This is a genomic window from Actinomadura luzonensis (assembly GCF_022664455.2).
GTDB lineage: Bacteria > Actinomycetota > Actinomycetes > Streptosporangiales > Streptosporangiaceae > Nonomuraea > Nonomuraea luzonensis.
In genome coordinates, this window is sequence record NZ_JAKRKC020000001.1 from 5,472,802 (window position 1) to 5,489,702 (window position 16,901).

16 protein-coding genes are annotated in these 16,901 nt (G+C 73.9%); 6 read left to right on the forward strand and 10 right to left on the reverse strand.

Annotation, left to right across the window (positions count from 1 at the left end; genetic code table 11):
* The first annotated feature begins 25 nt into the window (after window positions 1–25).
* On the forward strand, window positions 26–1,822 hold the full coding sequence (locus MF672_RS26010; protein WP_242380385.1) for an acyclic terpene utilization AtuA family protein: 1,797 nt from the start codon (window positions 26–28) through the stop codon (window positions 1,820–1,822).
* On the opposite strand, the gene MF672_RS26015 is transcribed toward MF672_RS26010, so the two are convergent.
* On the reverse strand, window positions 1,724–2,725 hold the full coding sequence (locus MF672_RS26015; RefSeq protein WP_242380383.1) for an ROK family protein: 1,002 nt from the start codon (window positions 2,723–2,725) through the stop codon (window positions 1,724–1,726). The two genes, MF672_RS26010 and MF672_RS26015, sit on opposite strands and share 99 nt — an antisense overlap.
* A gap of 29 nt (window positions 2,726–2,754) precedes the next feature.
* Between MF672_RS26015 and MF672_RS26020 the strand changes: the two genes are divergently transcribed.
* The 4 genes from MF672_RS26020 to MF672_RS26035 all read left to right on the forward strand — a co-directional run bounded on the left by MF672_RS26020 (window position 2,755) and on the right by MF672_RS26035 (window position 5,377).
* A complete protein-coding gene (locus MF672_RS26020) occupies window positions 2,755–3,768 on the forward strand; it encodes a phosphotransferase family protein (RefSeq protein ID WP_242380381.1) in 1,014 nt (337 codons plus the stop codon).
* A gap of 103 nt (window positions 3,769–3,871) precedes the next feature.
* Window positions 3,872–4,132 (forward strand): hypothetical protein, encoded by a 261-nt coding sequence (locus tag MF672_RS26025; RefSeq protein ID WP_242380379.1) that lies wholly within the window; start codon window positions 3,872–3,874, stop codon window positions 4,130–4,132.
* A gap of 57 nt (window positions 4,133–4,189) precedes the next feature.
* Entirely contained in the window at window positions 4,190–5,041 is an 852-nt protein-coding gene (locus MF672_RS26030) for a helix-turn-helix domain-containing protein (protein WP_242380377.1), read from the forward strand.
* Between the two features lie 69 nt (window positions 5,042–5,110).
* Entirely contained in the window at window positions 5,111–5,377 is a 267-nt protein-coding gene (locus MF672_RS26035; protein WP_242380376.1) for a hypothetical protein, read from the forward strand.
* A 28-nt stretch (window positions 5,378–5,405) separates the two neighbouring features.
* On the opposite strand, the gene MF672_RS26040 is transcribed toward MF672_RS26035, so the two are convergent.
* The 8 genes from MF672_RS26040 to MF672_RS26075 all read right to left on the reverse strand — a co-directional run bounded on the left by MF672_RS26040 (window position 5,406) and on the right by MF672_RS26075 (window position 14,692).
* Window positions 5,406–6,392, reverse strand: coding sequence for an ABC transporter substrate-binding protein (locus MF672_RS26040; RefSeq protein WP_242380374.1), 987 nt, complete (start codon window positions 6,390–6,392; stop codon window positions 5,406–5,408).
* Window positions 6,393–6,402: 10 nt separating this feature from the next.
* Window positions 6,403–7,350, reverse strand: a complete 948-nt coding sequence (locus tag MF672_RS26045) for an ABC transporter permease (protein ID WP_242380372.1) — start codon at window positions 7,348–7,350, stop codon at window positions 6,403–6,405.
* Window positions 7,347–8,111 (reverse strand): ATP-binding cassette domain-containing protein, encoded by a 765-nt coding sequence (locus MF672_RS26050; protein WP_242380370.1) that lies wholly within the window; start codon window positions 8,109–8,111, stop codon window positions 7,347–7,349. The genes MF672_RS26045 and MF672_RS26050 overlap by 4 nt, the downstream gene beginning before the upstream one ends.
* A gap of 63 nt (window positions 8,112–8,174) precedes the next feature.
* Window positions 8,175–10,184 (reverse strand): mannosyltransferase YkcB-related protein, encoded by a 2,010-nt coding sequence (locus MF672_RS26055; protein ID WP_242380368.1) that lies wholly within the window; start codon window positions 10,182–10,184, stop codon window positions 8,175–8,177.
* A complete protein-coding gene (locus MF672_RS26060; protein WP_242380366.1) occupies window positions 10,181–11,356 on the reverse strand; it encodes a bifunctional glycosyltransferase family 2/GtrA family protein in 1,176 nt (391 codons plus the stop codon). Before MF672_RS26060 ends, MF672_RS26055 begins: the two co-directional genes overlap by 4 nt.
* A gap of 24 nt (window positions 11,357–11,380) precedes the next feature.
* Complete coding sequence (locus MF672_RS26065; protein ID WP_242380364.1) at window positions 11,381–12,730, reverse strand: HAMP domain-containing sensor histidine kinase; 1,350 nt, start codon at window positions 12,728–12,730, stop codon at window positions 11,381–11,383.
* Window positions 12,727–13,425 carry a response regulator transcription factor gene (locus MF672_RS26070; protein ID WP_242380362.1) on the reverse strand — a complete coding sequence of 233 codons (699 nt, stop codon included), beginning with the start codon at window positions 13,423–13,425 and terminating at the stop codon, window positions 12,727–12,729. The genes MF672_RS26065 and MF672_RS26070 overlap by 4 nt, the downstream gene beginning before the upstream one ends.
* Before the next feature lie 64 nt (window positions 13,426–13,489).
* The gene (locus MF672_RS26075) at window positions 13,490–14,692 is read right to left on the reverse strand and encodes a cytochrome P450 (protein WP_242380360.1); all 1,203 of its coding nucleotides are present in this window, start codon (window positions 14,690–14,692) and stop codon (window positions 13,490–13,492) included.
* 85 nt (window positions 14,693–14,777) lie between these two features.
* Between MF672_RS26075 and MF672_RS26080 the strand changes: the two genes are divergently transcribed.
* A complete protein-coding gene (locus tag MF672_RS26080) occupies window positions 14,778–15,335 on the forward strand; it encodes a TetR/AcrR family transcriptional regulator (protein ID WP_242380358.1) in 558 nt (185 codons plus the stop codon).
* Between the two features lie 38 nt (window positions 15,336–15,373).
* Here the strand turns inward: MF672_RS26080 and MF672_RS26085 are convergent, their stop codons facing one another.
* Window positions 15,374–16,891, reverse strand: a complete 1,518-nt coding sequence (locus MF672_RS26085) for a phytoene desaturase family protein (RefSeq protein WP_242380356.1) — start codon at window positions 16,889–16,891, stop codon at window positions 15,374–15,376.
* Between the last annotated feature and the right edge of the window lie 10 nt (window positions 16,892–16,901).

Here is a 16,901-nt window from a genome sequence, read left to right on the forward strand (position 1 = left end):
CGGCCGAGGGTGGGGCGGGCGCGCGATGAGCCTGCGCGTCGCCAACTGCAGCGGCTTCTACGGCGACCGCCTCTCGGCCGCGCGGGAGATGGTCGAGGGCGGCCCGATCGACGTGCTGACCGGCGACTGGCTGGCCGAGCTGACCATGTTCGTCCTGGCCGGCAACCGGTTGAAGGGCCGGCCCGGGTACGCGCCGACGTTCCTGCGGCAACTGGAGGACGTCCTCGGCACGTGTCTCGACCGGGGCATCAGGATCGTCTCGAACGCGGGCGGCCTCGACCCCGCGAGCTGCGCCGAGGCGGTGCGGGAGCTGGCCGATCGCCTCGGCCTGCCGGCGAACGTGGCGCACGTCGAGGGCGACGACCTCACCGGCCGCGACCTCGACCTGGTCAACGCCGACACCGGCGAACGCCTCACCGCGACGCCGCTGACCGCGAACGCCTATCTCGGCGGCCGGCCCATCGCGGCCGCGCTGACGGCGGGCGCGGACGTCGTGGTGACCGGGCGGGTGACGGACGCGGCCCTGGTCACCGGGCCGGGCATCTGGCGCCATGGCTGGGGCCCGGATGATCTGGACGCGCTGGCCGGGTCGGTGGTGGCCGGGCACGTCATCGAGTGCGGCTGCCAGGCGACGGGCGGCAACTACGCCTTCTTCCAGGACGTCCCGGACCTGGCGCACTGCGGCTTCCCCCTCGCCGAGCTGCGCGCCGACGGCTCGGCGGTGATCACCAAGCATCCGGGGACGGGCGGGCTCGTGTCGGTGGGCACGGTGACGGCGCAGCTCGTGTACGAGCTGGGCGCGCCCCGCTACCTGGGCCCGGACGCGGTGGCCAGGTTCGACACGATCACCCTGACCGAGGACGGGCCCGACCGGGTGCTGATCTCCGGCGTGCGCGGCGAGCCGCCGCCCGCGACGCTGAAGGTCGCGGTGACCGTCCCGGGCGGCTACCGCAACACCATGACGCTGGTGCTGACCGGCCTGGACGCCGAGGCGAAGGCGCGGGTGGCGGAGGAGGCGATCTGGGCGCGGATCCCGAAGGAGTCGTTCGACGCGGTGGACGTGACGCGCACGGGCTCCGGGCTGCTGCGGATCACGGTCATGGACGCGGACCGGCGCACGGCGGGCCGCGCCTTCTCCTCGGCCGTGGTGGAGACGGGGCTGGCCGGCTACCCGGGCTGCTACGCGCTCTCCCCGCCGGGCGACGCCTCGCCGTACGGGGTGTACTGGCCGGTGCTGGTCCCGGCGGGCGAGGTGCGGCCGCGGGTCTTCGTGAACGGCGTGGAGCTGCCGCCCGGCGCCCCCTGGACGGACGCCGCCCCGCGCGGGCGCGAGCAGGCCCGGGCCGTCCCGCCCCCCGCCGCCGGCCCGGGCTCCCAGGTGGGCGTCCCGGTGCTGCTGGAGCGCTCCGCGATCCCGGTCCCGCTGGACCGGCCGGACGTGCGGATCCCGCTCGGGCGGGTGGCCGGGGCCCGGTCCGGGGACAAGGGCGGCAACGCCAACCTCGGCGTCTGGGTGGACACCGGCGAGCGGTACGCCTGGCTGGCGGCGTACCTGACGGCGGAGCGGCTGGCCGCGCTCCTGCCCGGGCTGGCGCCGTACCGGATCGACCGGTACGAGCTGCCGAACCTCAGGGCGCTCAACTTCGTCGTCCACGGCCTGCTCGGCAGGGGCGTGGCCGCGAGCCCGCGGATGGACCCGCAGGCCAAGGCCCTGGGCGAGGAGCTACGCGCCTGCGTCGTGGACGTCCCCGGCGAGCTCGTCCAGGCGCCGCCAGGCGAGCAGCGCCGCGCCGAGGAGCCCGGCCCGGACGCCGAGGCGTGAGGCCCGCACCTCGGGCGGCGGCCGGAAGGCGAGCCGGCCGGCCAGCCGGTCGCGCAGCGGGCCGAGCAGGAAGCCGCCCGCCAGCGACAGCCCGCCGCCGATGACCACCGCCTCCGGGTCCAGCACCAGCGTGTACGTGGCCAGCGCCACCGCCAGCGCCTCGACCGCCTCCGCCCACACGGCCGCGGCCGCGGGGTCGCCGGCGCGGGCGCGGCGCACCACGTCCTCGGCCGAGCGCTCGCCGCACCGCGCCGCGACGGCCGAGGCGGAGGCGTAGGCGGCCAGGCAGCCCCGCTGCCCGCAACCGCACGGCTCGCCGTCCGGCCACACCGGGACGTGCCCGATCTGCCCGGCCCAGCCCCGTTCGCCGCCGTACAGCTCGCCGTCCAGCACGACCGCGCCCGCGATGCCCGTGCCGATGGGCAGGTAGAGCACGTGCCGGCCGCCGTCGCCGTAGGCCAGCTCGGCCTCCCCCGCGGCGCGCACGTCGTGCCCGAGGGCCACCGGCAGGTCCAGGCCGGCCGCGAAGGCCGGCGCGGGCACGTCCCGCCAGCCGAACGCGGCGGAGAACACCGCGTGGGTGGGCGTGACCAGCCCCGGCACCGCCACCCCGGCCGCCACTACCCGCACGCCACCACCAGACCGGTCCGCCCCGGCGGGCGTGCGGCCCGGGTCGGCGGGCAGGCGGGCCAGGTCGGCGGTGAAGGCGGCGATCGCGGCGATCACCCGCTCGGGGCCCTCGGCGCGCGGGGTGGGCCGCCGTTCCTGGTGCAGGACGGTGCCGTCGCGGGCGACGAGCCCGCCCTTCAACGTCGTCCCGCCGGCGTCCACCGCCACCACGCACTCCATGGGACCCATTCTCGCCGGGTTGACCGGGTGCGCGGCGCTCTCGTAGGGTCCCACCAGAATATGATTCTGTCGAAGAGGTGACCATGACCTCCACGCACATCGACGTCGGCGCCGTCGACCTCGGCGCGCTCGGCACGTGGATGGACGCCCAGGGGCTGCCCGGCGGCCCGATCACCGGCGTGGCCCCGGTCCTCGGCGGCACCCAGAACGTCATGGTCCGCCTGGAGCGCGGCGGCCGGTCGTACGTGCTGCGCCGCCCGCCCCAGCACGCCCGCAGCAAGAGCAACGAGGTGCTGCGCCGCGAGGCGCGGCTGCTGGCGGCGCTCCGCGGCACGCCGGTGCCCGCGCCGGTGCTGGTGGCCGCGCAGACCGAGCACGAGCCGGTCTTCTACCTCATGGAGCCGGTGGACGGGTTCAACCCGTCCACGGGGCTGCCCGAGCCGCACGCCTCCGACCCGGCGATCCGGCACCGGATGGGGCTGGAGGCCGCCGCGGCGCTGGCCGAGCTGGGCCGGGTCGACCCGGGCGTGCTGCCGGGGTTCGGCCGGCCGGAGGGGTTCCTGGAGCGGCAGGTGCCGCGCTGGCTGAAGGAGCTCGACTCCTACGCCGACCTCGACGGCTACCCCGGCCCCGACATCCCGGGCCTCCAGGAGACGGCCGAGTGGCTGAGCCGCCGGCTGCCCCGCTCGTTCACGCCGGGGATCATGCACGGCGACTACCACTTCGCCAACCTCATGTTCGCCTGCGACGGCCCGCGCGTGGCGGCGATCGTGGACTGGGAGATGTGCACGATCGGCGACCCGCTGCTCGACCTGGGCTGGCTCCTGGCGACCTGGCCGTCGAACAACGGGCACGTGCCCGGCCTGCCCGCGCCGCAGGAGCTGGTGTCCTACTACGCGGCGCTGTCGGAGCGCGACCTGTCGGCGATCGACTGGTACGCGGTGATGGCCTGCTTCAAGCTCGGCATCGTGCTGGAGGGCACGCACGCCAGGGCGTACGCCGGCAAGGCGCCGAAGGACATCGGCGACCTGCTGCACGCGACGACCCTGGGCCTGTTCGAGCGGGCCCGCGCGTTCATGGGAGGCGCCCTCGACTGAGCCATACTGCTCGAAATCGGGATTTCCGGAAAAACGATCACTTATCAGGCCCCGGGTCGTACAATTGCGCGCAATTGCACTTCTGTTTCGGGGAAGGATCGTCATGCGCATGAAATTCCTCGGCTCCACGTCGGAAGCCGGCGCCTGTCCCACCCTGTACGAGACCGACCGCGGCACCATCGTGGTCCAGGGCCTCGCGGTCACCGACGCCGAGGCGCTCGCGGACCTCCGCGACGTGCTCGACGGGGAGGCCGCGGTCGAGGTCCCCCGCGAGCTCATCACCGAGATCGCCCGCCGGGTGCTCCCCGACGGCTCAGCAACCGCTTTCCCGACCAGCGGGACGACACCGACGGCAACCGGTTGATCACAATTGCGGCCGGCCCTGGCTTGATCGGCGCAACCGGAGCTAGCCTCTTGCGGCGTGACCTCGTTTCAGCAGGCGCGCATCGACCTCGGTGGGCAGCTCCGCCAGCTCCGGGAGGCCGCACACCTGTCGGGCAAGGACCTGGCCGAGCGGCTGCACTGGCAGCCGTCCAAGGTCTCGCGCCTGGAGAACGCCCGGCAGACCCCCACGGAGGATGACGTGGTCGTGTGGGCGCAGGCGGTGGGCGCCGCGCCCGACACGACGGACGACCTGATCAGCCAGGCCCTCGCGCTGGCCGAGCGGCACGACAGCTGGAAGCAGCGCTACCGCAGCGGCCTGGCCGCCATCCAGGAGGACATGCGCGACCTGGAGGCCCGCACCAAGCTGTTCCGCGCCTTCGAGCCGGGCATCGTCATGGGCCTGCTGCAGACCGCCGAGTACGCCCGGCACGTCTTCCGCAAGGTCAAGCGCCTCTACAGCGCCGCCGACCAGATCGACGCGGCGGTCCGGGTGCGCATGCAGCGCCAGGAGATCCTCTACGACCGGAGCCGCACGTTCCGCTTCGTGGTGCCGGAGGCCGCGCTGCGCACCATGCTGGCCCCGGCCGACGTCATGCGCGGCCAGATCGACCGCCTGCTCGCGGTCAGCACGCTGCCGAACGTCGAGTTCGGCGTGATCCCGTCCGGCGCCGAGCTGCCGGCCGCGCCGATCAACGGCTTCTGGATCTACAACGACGCCATGGTCGGCGTGGCCACCATGACCAAGGACCTGGTGCTGCGCGACCCCGACGACATCGCCTTCTACGTGCAGGCTTTCGACGACTTCGCGAAGGTGGCCGCGTTCGACGACGACGGGCGGGAGGTGATGATCCGCATTCTGCACACGTACCGGAAACAAACTCCACATTAAACGCAGCAATTGCTTGCCTCTCACCACAAGATCGTGCAATTCTGGCGCGAGACGTTGCGGAGGTGACGCATGATGCTTGATACCGCGCTCTGCCTCGAGCGGTTCGCCTGGCACGCGGGTCGCCACGCCGACCTGTCGGTCCAGAGCCTGGCCCTGGCCAGCGACCCGGCCTACGTGTCGGTCCGCAACCGGTTCTCGGCCACCCTCGCCGAGACGGTCACCTGCTCCGACGAGGGCGCCTTCGTCACCTCCTGGGGCTACCGCCTGGGCACGACGGAGGACGTCGAGTCCGCCGCCGCGCGCCTCGCCTTCCTCCTCGCCGCCCTGCCCGCCTGAACCCCCGCCTGATCCCCCCGCCGCGGGGTCAGCAGCCGGCCCGGTAGAGGACCTTCCGCACGTCGGGCTGGTCCACGTTCCGCGCGGTGACGATCGTGGCGTCGGTCGGGATCGACGGCGTCACCTGCCGCCCCTTGACCGCGGCGACCGCCTGCTCCACGCCCTTCGCCCCGATCTCGCCCGGCAGCTGCGCGACGAGCGCCTGCACCACGCCGTCCTTGAGCTGCTTGACCTGCGCGGGCCCGGCGTCGAAGCCCACCATCTTGACCCGGCCGAGCTTGCCGGCTTGCTGGAGCGCGGAGCCCGCGCCGGTGGCCGAGTTGAGGTTCGTGGCGAACACGCCCGCGAGGTCCGGGTCCTTCGCCAGCGCCGCGTTCATGATCTTGGACGCCTCGCCGACGTCGTTGTGCGAGTACTGCACGCCGAGATCGACGACGTCCGGGTGGCTCGCCTTCATCTCCCGCCCGAAGCCCTCGATGCGGGCGTCCACCGTGCTCACGCCCGGGTCGGTGGAGATGACCAGCACCTTGCCCTTGCCGCCGATCTGCTCGGCGAGGGCCCTGGCCGCCGCGGCCCCGCCCTTGACGTTGTCGGTGCTGATCCTGGACAGCCCGATGCCCGGGTCGTCCACCACCGTGTCCACCAGGATGATCTTGATGCCCTGCTGCTTGGCCTGCGTGAGCGGCGCGATCATCGCCTTGACGTCGGTCGGCGCGACCAGCATGGCGTCCGGATGACTCGCGGTCACCGAGTTGACGATCGGCGTCTGGAGCGTCGGGTCGAACTTCTGCGGCCCCTGCACGTCGAGCGTCACGCCCAGCTCCTTGGCCTTGGCCTTCGCCCCGCAGGCCATGGTCTCGTAGAACTCCTCGCCCGCGAGCCCCTGCACGAGCGTCACCCGGACCTGGCCCCCGCCGGCGGCCCCATCCCCCTGCCCATCCCCCTGCCCACCGCCCTGCCCGCCGCACGCGGCGATCAGCATCAGCGTTCCGAGAGCGGCTGCGGCCTTGCGCATGATGTGCCTCCTATCGGTCGCGGGTCCTGCGCCTCCACTGGTCGGCGTACACGGCGGCGATCAGCACCGCGCCGACCACCACCTGCTGCCAGAACGGCCGCACGCCGAGGATCTGGAAGCCGTTCTGCAGCACGACCGGGATGAACACGCCGATGACCGTCCCGCCCACCGTCCCCACCCCGCCGAACAGCGACGTGCCGCCGATCACCACGGCCGCGATGGCCTGGAGGTTGTCGGTGGAGTGCGCGGAGACGCCGGTGATGCCGTACTTGGCCAGCGACAGGTGCCCGGCCAGGCCCGCCAGCAGCCCCGCCAGGCCGTAGACCAGGACCAGGTGCCGGCGCACCGCCACGCCGCCGCGCCGGGCGGCCTCGGCGTTGGAGCCGATCGCGTACGTGTGCCGGCCGAAACGGGTGACGGCCAGCGCCAGCCCCAGCACGGCGGTCACCGCGGCGCAGATCCACGCGATCACCGGCACGCCCAGCCACCGCGCCAGCCCGAGCCCCAGGTTCAGCGCCGCCGGGGCGCGCAGGTCCACGCCGCCGGTCAGCAGCAGCGCGCCGCCGAGCGACATGCCGAGCGTGCCCAGCGTCACGATCAGCGCCGGGATGCGGCCGTACGCGACGAGCCCGCCATTCAGCAGCCCCCAGCCGAGCCCGGTCGCGACCGCCGCGAGCAGGCCGAGCGCGGACGACCCCGCCGCCTCCATGACCTGGGCCGCCACCACCGCCGCGAACACCAGCACCCCGCCGACCGACAGGTCGATGCCAGCCGTGATGATCACGTACGTCATGCCGGTGGCCAGCAGCAGCAGGATGGCGGCGTCGCCGACCAGGTTGAGCAGGTTGAACGCGGTCGGGAACGTGCGCGGCGCGAGCACCGAGAAGGCGGCCAGCAGCACGACCAGCACCAGCCCGATCCACACGACCTGGAGGCCGGCCACCCGGGGGGCCCTCACGCCTGCCCCTCCTGCCCGAGCGCGCCGGTCATCGCGCCGACCAGCTCCTCCATCGTGACGCGGGCGGTGTCGAAGCAGGCCACCCGGCGGCCGAGCCGCAGTACCTCCACCCGGTCCGAGACCGCCCTGACGTCCTGCATGTTGTGGCTGATGAGCACGACCGACACGCCCGAGTCGCGCACGCTCCTGATGAGGTCGAGCACCCGCCGGGTCTGGACGACGCCGAGCGCGGCGGTCGGCTCGTCCATGAACACCGCGCGCCGCGCCCAGGTGACCGCGCGCGCCACCGCCACGCCCTGCCGCTGCCCGCCGGACAGCGTGGAGACGGGCTCGCTCTGGGAGGCCAGCCGCACGCCGAGCCGTTCGCACGCCTGCCGGGTCTCGCGCCGCATGGCGGCGTTGTCCAGCACGCCGAGCAGGCCCAGCAGGCCGGGCCTCAGGCGCTCGCGGCCGAGGAAGAAGTTGGCGGCCGGGGTGAGGTCGGCGCAGAGCGCGAGGTCCTGGTAGACGGTCTCGACGCCGGCCGCCCTGGCCTCCTCCGCCGAGCCGAAGCTCGCCGGCGCGCCGTCGAGCTCGATCACGCCCGCGTCCGGGCGTTCGACGCCGGACAGGATCCGGGCGAGGGTGGACTTGCCGGCGCCGTTGTCGCCGATCAGCGCCACCACCTCGCCCGGCCGCAGCGTGAAGTCCGCGCCGCGCAGCGCCTCGACCTGGCCGTAGCTCTTCACGATCCCGCGGGCGGCGAGCAGGGGGGCGGCCATAGCACCATGAAGAATCGGACTGACATCGTTGTCAAGACCGAAACGGCCGCGACGGGCGGCGGGTCAGCCGTTGCCGGCGCAGTCGTAGAGGCCGTCCTGGCCGTCCACCGCCGTGCAGTTCTCCTGGACCCAGGTCGTCACCTCGCTGTTGCCCCGGCCGGGGCCGCCGCCGTCGCCGGTCAGGACGTAGCGCAGCCGGTCCGAGGAGACGAGCTGCCCCAGCCGGTCCACGGTCATGGCCGGGTCGCTGCCGGTGAAGCCGCCCATGGCGATCACGGGCTTGCCGGTGGCCAGGATCAGGCCGCCGGCCTGCTGGGCGCTGTTGACGGCGACCAGCCAGGTGGCCCGGCCCTGGTTGGAGATCAGGTACTTGGCCATGGTGTCGCTGACGCCGCCGGGGCCGCCGCGCGTGAACGCGCGCCCGCCGCCGCCCTGCCCGCGCACCCAGCCACCGTCGCGGCCGTCCTGGCCGGTCTGGCCGGTCTGCTGCGGGCCCGGCGGGCGGCCGCCCGGCAGGCCGCCCGGCCGGCCGAAGCCCATCCCGCCCGACGACGGCCCGGCCGTCGGGTTCGTGCCGTTCCCCTGGGACGCCAGCGGCGTCACCGCGTACGCGGCGGGCCCGGCCAGCGTCGCGACCACCGTCGCCGCCAGCGCGAACGCCGCCACCCGCGCCGTCACCTGCGCCCGCACCCGCGCCAGGACCAGCACCGCCACCGCCGCCAGGGTCGCCCCGAGCACGACCCAGGCCAGCCACGGCGTCCAGTCCGGCGTGCGGCGCAGCACGGCGAACGCCCACGCCCCGGTCGCGGCCACCGCGATCGGCAGCAGCCAGGCCCACGCCCGCGAACCCCGGTACGCCTGCCACATCACGACCGCGCCCATGCCGCTCAGCGCGGCCACCGCGGGCGCCATCGCGGTCGTGTAGTACGGGTGGAAGGTGCCGCTGGAGAAGCTGAACACCGCGAAGTGCACGGCCAGCCAGCCGCCCCACACCAGCCAGGCCGCGCCCGAGGGCGCCGCGGCGACCGGCAGCCGGCGCACCCGCAGGAGCACCGCGACGGCCAGCGTCACCGCGCAGAACGGCAGCAGCCAGGAGATCTGCCCGGCCATCACGTCGTTGAACAGCCGCCCGGCCCCGGCCTCGCCGCCGAAGCTCGCGCCGCCGCCCCCGCCGAAGCCGCCCCCGCGGTTCTGGCCGAAGATCCGGCCCAGCCCGTTGTAGCCGATGACGAGGTCCCAGACCGTGTTGTCGGTGGAGCCGCCGATGTAGGGCCGCGAGTCCTTCGGCCACAGGTCGACGACCGCCATCCACCAGGCGCTGGAGACCAGCAGCACCAGCCCGGCCGCCAGCAGGTGCCCGATCCGCCGCCCCCACGACGCGCGGGCGCAGGCCAGGTACGCCACCCCGAACGCGGGCACCACCAGGTACGCCTGCAACATCTTGGCGTTGAAGGCCAGCCCCACGAAGAGCGCGGCGAGCAGCAGGGAGCGCGGCCGCCCGGTGCGCAGCGACTCCAGGCAGAACCAGGCCGCCAGCACCAGCAGCAGCACGAGCACGGTGTCGGGGTTGTTGTCCCGGTTGATCGCCACGGTGATCGGCGTCAGCGTCATGACGACCGCCGCCACCAGGGCCGCGACGTGGCCGGTCCGGCCGGCGGGGAAGGCCCGGCGCACCGCGGAGTGCACGAGCGCGACCGCCGCCACCCCGGCCAGCGCCTGCGGCAGCAGCATGCTGTAGGTGCCGTAGCCGAAGATCCGCGCCGACAGCCCCATGACCCACAGCGCCAGCGGCGGCTTGTCCACCGTGATGAAGGAGCCCGCGTCGATCGCGCCGAAGAAGAACGCCTTCCAGCTCTTGGTGCCCGACAGGACGGCGGCCGCGTAGTACTCGTTGGCGTTGCCGCTGAGCGCCCAGGCGTACAGGACGGCGGCGGCGGCCAGCACCGCCCACAGGGCGGGACGCGCCCAGCGCGGGCCGGTCTCCGGGCCGAGGAACAGGCGGGCGGGCAGGGCACGGCCCGGCGCGGCCCCGTGCGCGGGCCGCGGTGCGGTGTCGTTCATCGTGTCGTTCATCGCGCGTTCCTCCGCCTGGGGTTGAACACCCACACGCGCAGGAGCAGGAAGCGGACGAGCGTGGCGGCGGCGTTGGCGGCGATGACCGCGGCCAGCTCGACGCCGTGCGCGACCCCGCCGGGCAGCAGCGCGAGGCTGCCGGAGGTGAGCGCCAGCCCGACGAGGAAGGCGATCAGCCCCTCGAACTGGTGCCGCACGGCCCCGGCCGTGCCGGTGACGCCGAAGGTGAAGCGCCGGTTGGCGGCGGTGTTGGCCACGGCGGTGACCAGCAGCGCGATCGCGTTGGCGGCCAGCGGCGGGACGGCCAGGCGCAGCAGCGAGTACAGCGCCAGGTAGGCCAGCGTGCTGATCACCCCGACGATCGCGAAGCGGGGAAGCTGCCGGGCCATGCCGCGCGGCAGCTCGGCCCGCCGCACCCGGGCCGGCATGGGGATGCCGGCCGCCCCGGACAGCGTCTTGCGCGCCACCCTGGCCAGGCCGCGCAGGTCGTCGAGGGCGGTCCGCAGGATGTCCACCCGGCTGTCGGGGTCGTCCACCCAGTCGACGGGCACCTCGTGGATGCGCAGCCCGTGCCGCTCGGCCAGCAGCAGCAGCTCGGTGTCGAAGAACCACTCCTCGTCCTCGACGCCGGGCAGGAGCGCCTGGGCGATCTCGGTGCGCACGGCCTTGAAGCCGCACTGGGCGTCGGAGAACCCCGCGCCCATGAGCGAGCGCAGCAGCAGGTTGTAGGAGCGGGAGATGAACTCCCGCTTGGGCCCCCGCTCGACCCGCGAGGCCCGCGCGAGCCGGGTGCCGATGGCGAGGTCGCTGTGGCCGGACAGCAGGGGCGCGACCAGCGGCAGGAACGCGTCGAGGTCGGTCGAGAGGTCCACGTCCATGTAGCTGACGACGTCGGCCTCGCTCTGCGACCAGACCCGGCGCAGCGCCCGGCCGCGGCCCTTCTCGTCGAGGTGCACGGCCCGGACGTGGGCCAGCTCCCGCTCCAGCTCGGTGGCGATCTGCCAGGTGTTGTCGGTGCTGGCGTTGTCGGCGATCGTGATCCGGAATCCGTAGGGGAAGTTCCTGGTGAGGTACCCGTGCAGGCGGGTCACGCTCGCGCGGAGCGCCCGCTGCTCGTTGTACACGGGGACGACGACCTCGACCAGGCGCGTCCTCAGTGCTGTTGTGTCCATGCACCCAGCTCACGATTCGGGTCTTTAACCTGACTTATCCGATTCTGAGTGACGGATGAGAGTTCCCGGTAGATCCAGAGTTGCGATCGCTCCGCCACCCGGCGCGTTCGCCAGGCTCACCTGACCGCCCGCCTCCGCCACCGACTGGGCGACGATGGCCAGGCCGAGGCCGCTGCCGGGCAGGCCGCGGGCGGACGGGGAGCGCCAGAACCGCTCGAAGACGTGCGGCAGCTCGTCCTCCGGCAGCCCGGGGCCGTGGTCGCGGACGGTCAGCCGGCCGTCGCGGAGCGACACCTCGACGCCGCTGTCGGGGCTGAACTTGGCGGCGTTGTCGATGAGGTTGAGCACGGCCCGCTCCAGTGAGGCCGCGTTGCCGACGACGTACCAGGGGCGCAGGTCGGTGACGACCTCCGCGCCGCGCAGCCGCGCCCGCTCCACGGCGGCCGTCACCACCTCGTGGAAGGGCAGCTCGACGTGCGGCTCGTGGTCGGTGTCGCCGCGGGCGAGCTGGAGCAGGTCGGCCACCAGCGTGGACAGCTCGGCGAACTGCGCCTTGACGTTGACCAGCAGCCGCCGCTTGGCGTCGGGGTCGAGGCTGCGGCCGGTCTGCTCGCTGCGCAGCAGCAGGTCGATGTTGGTGCGCAGGGTGGTCAGCGGGGTGCGCAGCTCGTGCCCGGCGTCGGCCACGAGCTGTTTCTGGCGCTCGCGGGAGCCGGCCAGGGCGGCCGTCATCGCGTTGAAGGAGGACGACAGGCGGGCGATCTCGTCGGTGCCGCGCACCGGGATGCGGGTGTCGAGATCCTCGGTCTGCGCGATGTGCTCGACCGCCCGGGTCAGCTCGCCCACGGGACGCAGGGCGGTGCGGGCGACCGCGAACCCCGCCATGGCCGCGCCGAGCGCGCCGAGCGCCGCGATGCCGCCGAGCCCGGCGGCGGCGTAGCGCAGGGTGCGCTGGATGTGCCACAGGGGCCGGGCCTCCAGCACGGCCTTGCCCGGCTCCAGGTTGACGGTGACGACGCGGACCTGCTTGCCGTCGCGCGTCACGCCGTCGCGGAAGACCGGCTCCGACAGGGGCTCCAGGGCCCGGGCGTCCTCCGGCGCGGGCACGATCGCCGGGCCGAGCGAGCAGGTGCTGCCGTCGGGGTAGAGCACGGTCGCCATGCCCTCGAAGAACGGCCCCCGCGTGCCCTCGGGCCGGCACTCCTCCAGGAGGTACTTCTTGTCGCCCTTGGTGTCCTGGATGCTCATGTCCACCTGGGCGACGACCAGCATCCTGATGATGAACCAGGACAGGACCGCGCACAGCACGACGGCGAACGACACGGCCGCGGTGACCAGCACGATCAGCCGCGTGCGCAGGCTGCCCTTGCTCACGCGGCGGCCCGGAGCACGTACCCCACCCCGCGGACGGTGTGGATGACGCGGGGCTCGCCCCCGGCCTCCGTCTTGCGCCGCAGGTACATCACGTACACGTCGAGGGAGTTGGAGGTCGGCTCGAAGTCGAAGCCCCACACCTCGCTGAGGATCTGGTCGCGGGTGAGGACCTGGCGCGGGTGCGACAGGAACAGCTCCATCAGCAGGTACTCGGTCCTGGTCAGGTCGAGCCGGCGCGCGCCGCGGGTGACCTCGCGGGTGGCCGGGTCCATGCGCAGGTCCGCGTACGTCAGCGTGTCGCCCTCGCGGCCGCCGGTGCTGAGCGCGCCGCGGCGCAGCAGGGCGCGCACCCGGGCCAGCAGCTCGTCCAGCTCGAACGGCTTGACCAGGTAGTCGTCGGCCCCGGCGTCGAGCCCCGAGACCCGGTCGCCCACCGCGTCGCGGGCGGTGAGCATGAGGACCGGGATGTGGTTGCCCGAGGAGCGCAGCCGGCGGCAGGCGGTGAGCCCGTCGAGGCGCGGCATCATGACGTCGAGCAGCACCGCGTCGTAGGGCTCGCGGGCCAGCTCGTCGAGGGCCGCCTGCCCGTCGTTGGCCGTGACGACCTTGTAGCCCTCGAACTCCAGGCTCGACTGCAGCGCCTCCCGCAGCGCGGGCTCGTCGTCCACCACCAGCAACCGTGCGGCCTCACTCATGCCTTCAACGCTAGGGGACCATCATGAGAACCCTATGAACGGGGCCGTCCGCGTTTCCTGAGGATCACCACGCGACGGGCAGCGCGGTGAGCCCGAAGATGGGGCCGTCGTACTTGGCCGGCAGCTCCTCGTCGGGCGCCGTGACCCGCAGGCCGGGCAGCCGCTCGAACAGCACGCGCAGCGCGATCTCCAGCTCGGCGCGGGCCAGGTTCTGGCCGAGGCACTGGTGGACGCCGTAGCCGAAGGCCACGTGGTTGCGCGCGCCGCGCCGCACGTCGAACTCGTCGGGCCGCTCGAAGGCCCGCTCGTCGCGGTTGGCGGAGGCGCCGAGCACGAGAATTCCCTCGCCGCGCCGGACGAGCTGCCCGCCGATCTCCAGGTCCTCGGCGGCCACCCGGTCGAAGGCCGCCCAGTCGACGATCGAGTGGTAGCGCAGCAGCTCCTCCACGGCCATCGGCCAGCCGGACGGGTCGGCGCGCAGGGCGTCGAGCTGGGCGGGGTGGCGCAGGAGGGTGAGCACGGAGAGCGGGAGCATGTTGGCGGTGGTCTCGTGGCCGGCGACGAGCAGCAGGAAGATCACGCCGACGATCTCGGCGTGGGTGAGCCGGCCGCTGCCGATGACCCGGCCGAGCAGGTCGTCCTCGGGGCCCTTCTCGGCGGCGGTGACGAGCGCGTCGAGGTAGCTCCTGATCTCGGCCATCGCGGTGAAGCGCGCCCCGTCGTCCGCGGAGACGGAGAGCATCCTGCGGGTGCGCGACTGGAAGAACTCGTGGTCCTCGTACGGGACGCCGAGCAGCCGGCAGATGACCAGGGACGGCAGCGGCAGCCCGAAGTCGGCCACCAGCTCGGCCTCGTCGCCCTTGGCCAGCATGTCGTCGATGAGCCGGTCGGCGATGTCCTGGATGCCGGGGCGCAGCTCCCTGACCCGGCGGACGGTGAACTCGGGGATGAGCAGCTTGCGGAAGCGGGTGTGCTCGGGCGGGTCGAGGTCGATGAAGTGGCCGACGGAGAACTCGGCGAGGACCGCGATCTCCTCCGGCGTGGGCGGCTCCGGCCGCATCGCCCGGCTGGGGTGGCCGGGGGTGGCGGGGCTGGTGCTGATGCCGGCGCCGGACAGCACCTGCTGCGCCTCGGCGTGCCGGGTGACCAGCCACGCCTCGCCGCCGGGGAGCGCGGCCCGCACGAGCGGGGCCTGCTCGCGCATGGCCGCGTACTCGGGGGGCGGCTCGAACGGGCACCTGCGCGGGACGGGGAAGGGCTGAGCCATAGTCTGCTCCCTACAAGCCGGACGGCATTGCTTACTTACACGAAAGTAAGCAATGCCGGGACCGGCCGTCAAGGATGGGAGCGGAATGGCAGGGCGGCGGACGGACACACGAGAGCGGATCCAGCAGGTCGCGCTGGAGCTGTTCGCCGAGCGCGGATACGACAAGACCACGTTGCAGGAGGTCGCCGAGCGGCTGGAGATCACCAGGCCGGCGCTCTACTACCACTTCAGGACGAAGGAGGCGATCCTCTCCAGCGTCGTGGACCGGCTGGCCGAGTCCATGGACGAGCTGGTCGCGTGGGCCAGGGAGCAGCCGCCGACCACCGAGGCCAGGAAGGAGATCCTGCGCAGGATCTCGGGCATGCTGGAGGACCAGTGGCGTCCCCTGTTCCGGTTCGCGCAGGTCAACCAGGGCGTGATGCGCGACCTGCCGGCCGGCGACCGCATGCAGCGGGGCCTGCTCGGCATGCTCTCGGTGTTGTCGGCGCCGGGGGACGACCCGGTGCGGCAGTTCGAGGCCCGGCTCGCGGTGTTCGCGGTGATCCTGGGCAGCGTGCCGTTCCTGTTCGAGCTGGACCTGCCGGAGGCGCAGCGCACGGCGGTGGCCCTGCAGGTCGCCGGCAAGCTGATCGCGGACGACTGACCACCGGCGGGGCACCGAGCCGGCGCCCCCGCCCGGCCTCACCGCCCCAGCAGGGCCATCGCGGCGTTGTGGCCGCCGATGCCGCTGACGCCGCCGCCCCGGCGGGCGCCCGCGCCGCACAGCAGGACGCGCTCGTGCTCGGTCTCCACGCCCCAGCCGCCCCGGCCGTCCTCGTCGTAGGGCCAGCTCAAGTCCGTGTGGAAGATGTGGCCGCCGGGCAGCCCGGCCTCCCGCTCCAGGTCCACCGGGCTCTTCGCCTCGACGCACGGGGTGCCGTCGGGGGCGCGGAGCAGGCAGTCCTCGATGGGCTCGGCGAGGACGGCGTCCAGGCCGGCGAAGGTGGCGCGCAGGGCCGCGCGGCGCGCGCCCTCCGGGTCGGCGCGGAACAGGCGGGCGGGCATGTGCAGGCCGAACAGCGTCATCGTCTCGGCCCGGCCGCGCAGCTCCGGCCCGAGGATCGACGGGTCGGTGAGCGAGTGGCAGTAGACCTCGGCCGGCGGCAGCTCCGGGATCCGGCCGGCCGCGGCCTGGGCGTGGGCGCGGGCGAGCTGGTCGCGGGACTCGTTGACGTGGAAGGTGCCGCTGAAGGCGGCGCGCGGGTCGGCGGCGGCGTCCTTGAGCCTGGGCAGCCTGCTCAGCACCATGTTGACCTTGAGCTGCGCGCCCTCGGGGACGGCCGGGGGGCGGCCGAGCAGCCGGTCGAGCACCGCGGGCGGCAGGTTGGCCAGGACGTGCCGGCCGGTGACGGTGTGCTCGGCGCCGCCCTCGCTCTCGCGGAAGGTGACCTCGCCGGACGGGTCGATGGCGACGATCTCCGCGCCCGTCCTGATCTCCGCGCCCGCCCGGCGGGCCGCCGCCTCCAGCGCGCCGGACACCGCGCCCATGCCGCCCACCGGGACGTTCCACTCGCCGGTGCCGTCGCCGATCACGTGGTAGAGGAAGCACCGGTTGGCCAGCAGGTCGGCGGCGGGGTCGGCGAAGGTGCCGATGAGCGCGTCGGTGAGGACGACGCCGCGGACGGTGTCGTCGGCGAACCGCTCGTCCACGGTCTGCCCGATGGGCCGGGCGAACAGGTCCCGCCACGCCTCCGGGCCGACCAGGCGCTCGATCTCGGCGGGGCGGCGGAGGGGTTCGAGGAGGGTGGGGGCGAGGGTGCGCGCCACGTGCCCGGTCAGGGCGTAGAAAGCCTCCCAGGCCTTGTGGTCGGCCGCGCCGCCGGTGACGGCGGCGAAGGAGGCGGCCGTGCGGGCGGCGTCGTCGTTGTCGACCAGCAGGCCGCTCCCGCCCACCGGCGTGTACGAGGCGTAGCGGCGGCGGCGCAGCTCCAGCTCAAGCCCGAGGTCGCGGACGATCCGGGAGGGCAGGAGGCTGACCAGGTAGCTGTAGCGCGACAGGCGGACGTCCACGCCGGGGAAGGCGCGGGCCGAGATCGCCAGGCCGCCCGCGTGGCCGAGCCGTTCCAGCACCAGCACGCTGCGCCCGGCCCGCGCCAGGTACGCCGCCGCCACCAGCCCGTTGTGCCCCGCCCCCGCCACGATCACGTCATACGCGCCCATTCCGGCACCT

Coding starts and splice junctions, on each gene's coding strand:
- MF672_RS26075 (WP_242380360.1), bottom strand. CDS start 14,692: ATGGCTCAGCCCTTCCCCGTCCCGCGCAGGTGCCCGTTCGAGCCGCCC.
- MF672_RS26020 (WP_242380381.1), top strand. CDS start 2,755: ATGACCTCCACGCACATCGACGTCGGCGCCGTCGACCTCGGCGCGCTC.
- MF672_RS26050 (WP_242380370.1), bottom strand. CDS start 8,111: ATGGCCGCCCCCCTGCTCGCCGCCCGCGGGATCGTGAAGAGCTACGGC.
- MF672_RS26080 (WP_242380358.1), top strand. CDS start 14,778: ATGGCAGGGCGGCGGACGGACACACGAGAGCGGATCCAGCAGGTCGCG.
- MF672_RS26025 (WP_242380379.1), top strand. CDS start 3,872: ATGCGCATGAAATTCCTCGGCTCCACGTCGGAAGCCGGCGCCTGTCCC.
- MF672_RS26010 (WP_242380385.1), top strand. CDS start 26: ATGAGCCTGCGCGTCGCCAACTGCAGCGGCTTCTACGGCGACCGCCTC.
- MF672_RS26040 (WP_242380374.1), bottom strand. CDS start 6,392: ATGCGCAAGGCCGCAGCCGCTCTCGGAACGCTGATGCTGATCGCCGCG.
- MF672_RS26060 (WP_242380366.1), bottom strand. CDS start 11,356: ATGGACACAACAGCACTGAGGACGCGCCTGGTCGAGGTCGTCGTCCCC.
- MF672_RS26085 (WP_242380356.1), bottom strand. CDS start 16,891: ATGGGCGCGTATGACGTGATCGTGGCGGGGGCGGGGCACAACGGGCTG.
- MF672_RS26055 (WP_242380368.1), bottom strand. CDS start 10,184: ATGAACGACACGATGAACGACACCGCACCGCGGCCCGCGCACGGGGCC.
- MF672_RS26035 (WP_242380376.1), top strand. CDS start 5,111: ATGATGCTTGATACCGCGCTCTGCCTCGAGCGGTTCGCCTGGCACGCG.
- MF672_RS26070 (WP_242380362.1), bottom strand. CDS start 13,425: ATGAGTGAGGCCGCACGGTTGCTGGTGGTGGACGACGAGCCCGCGCTG.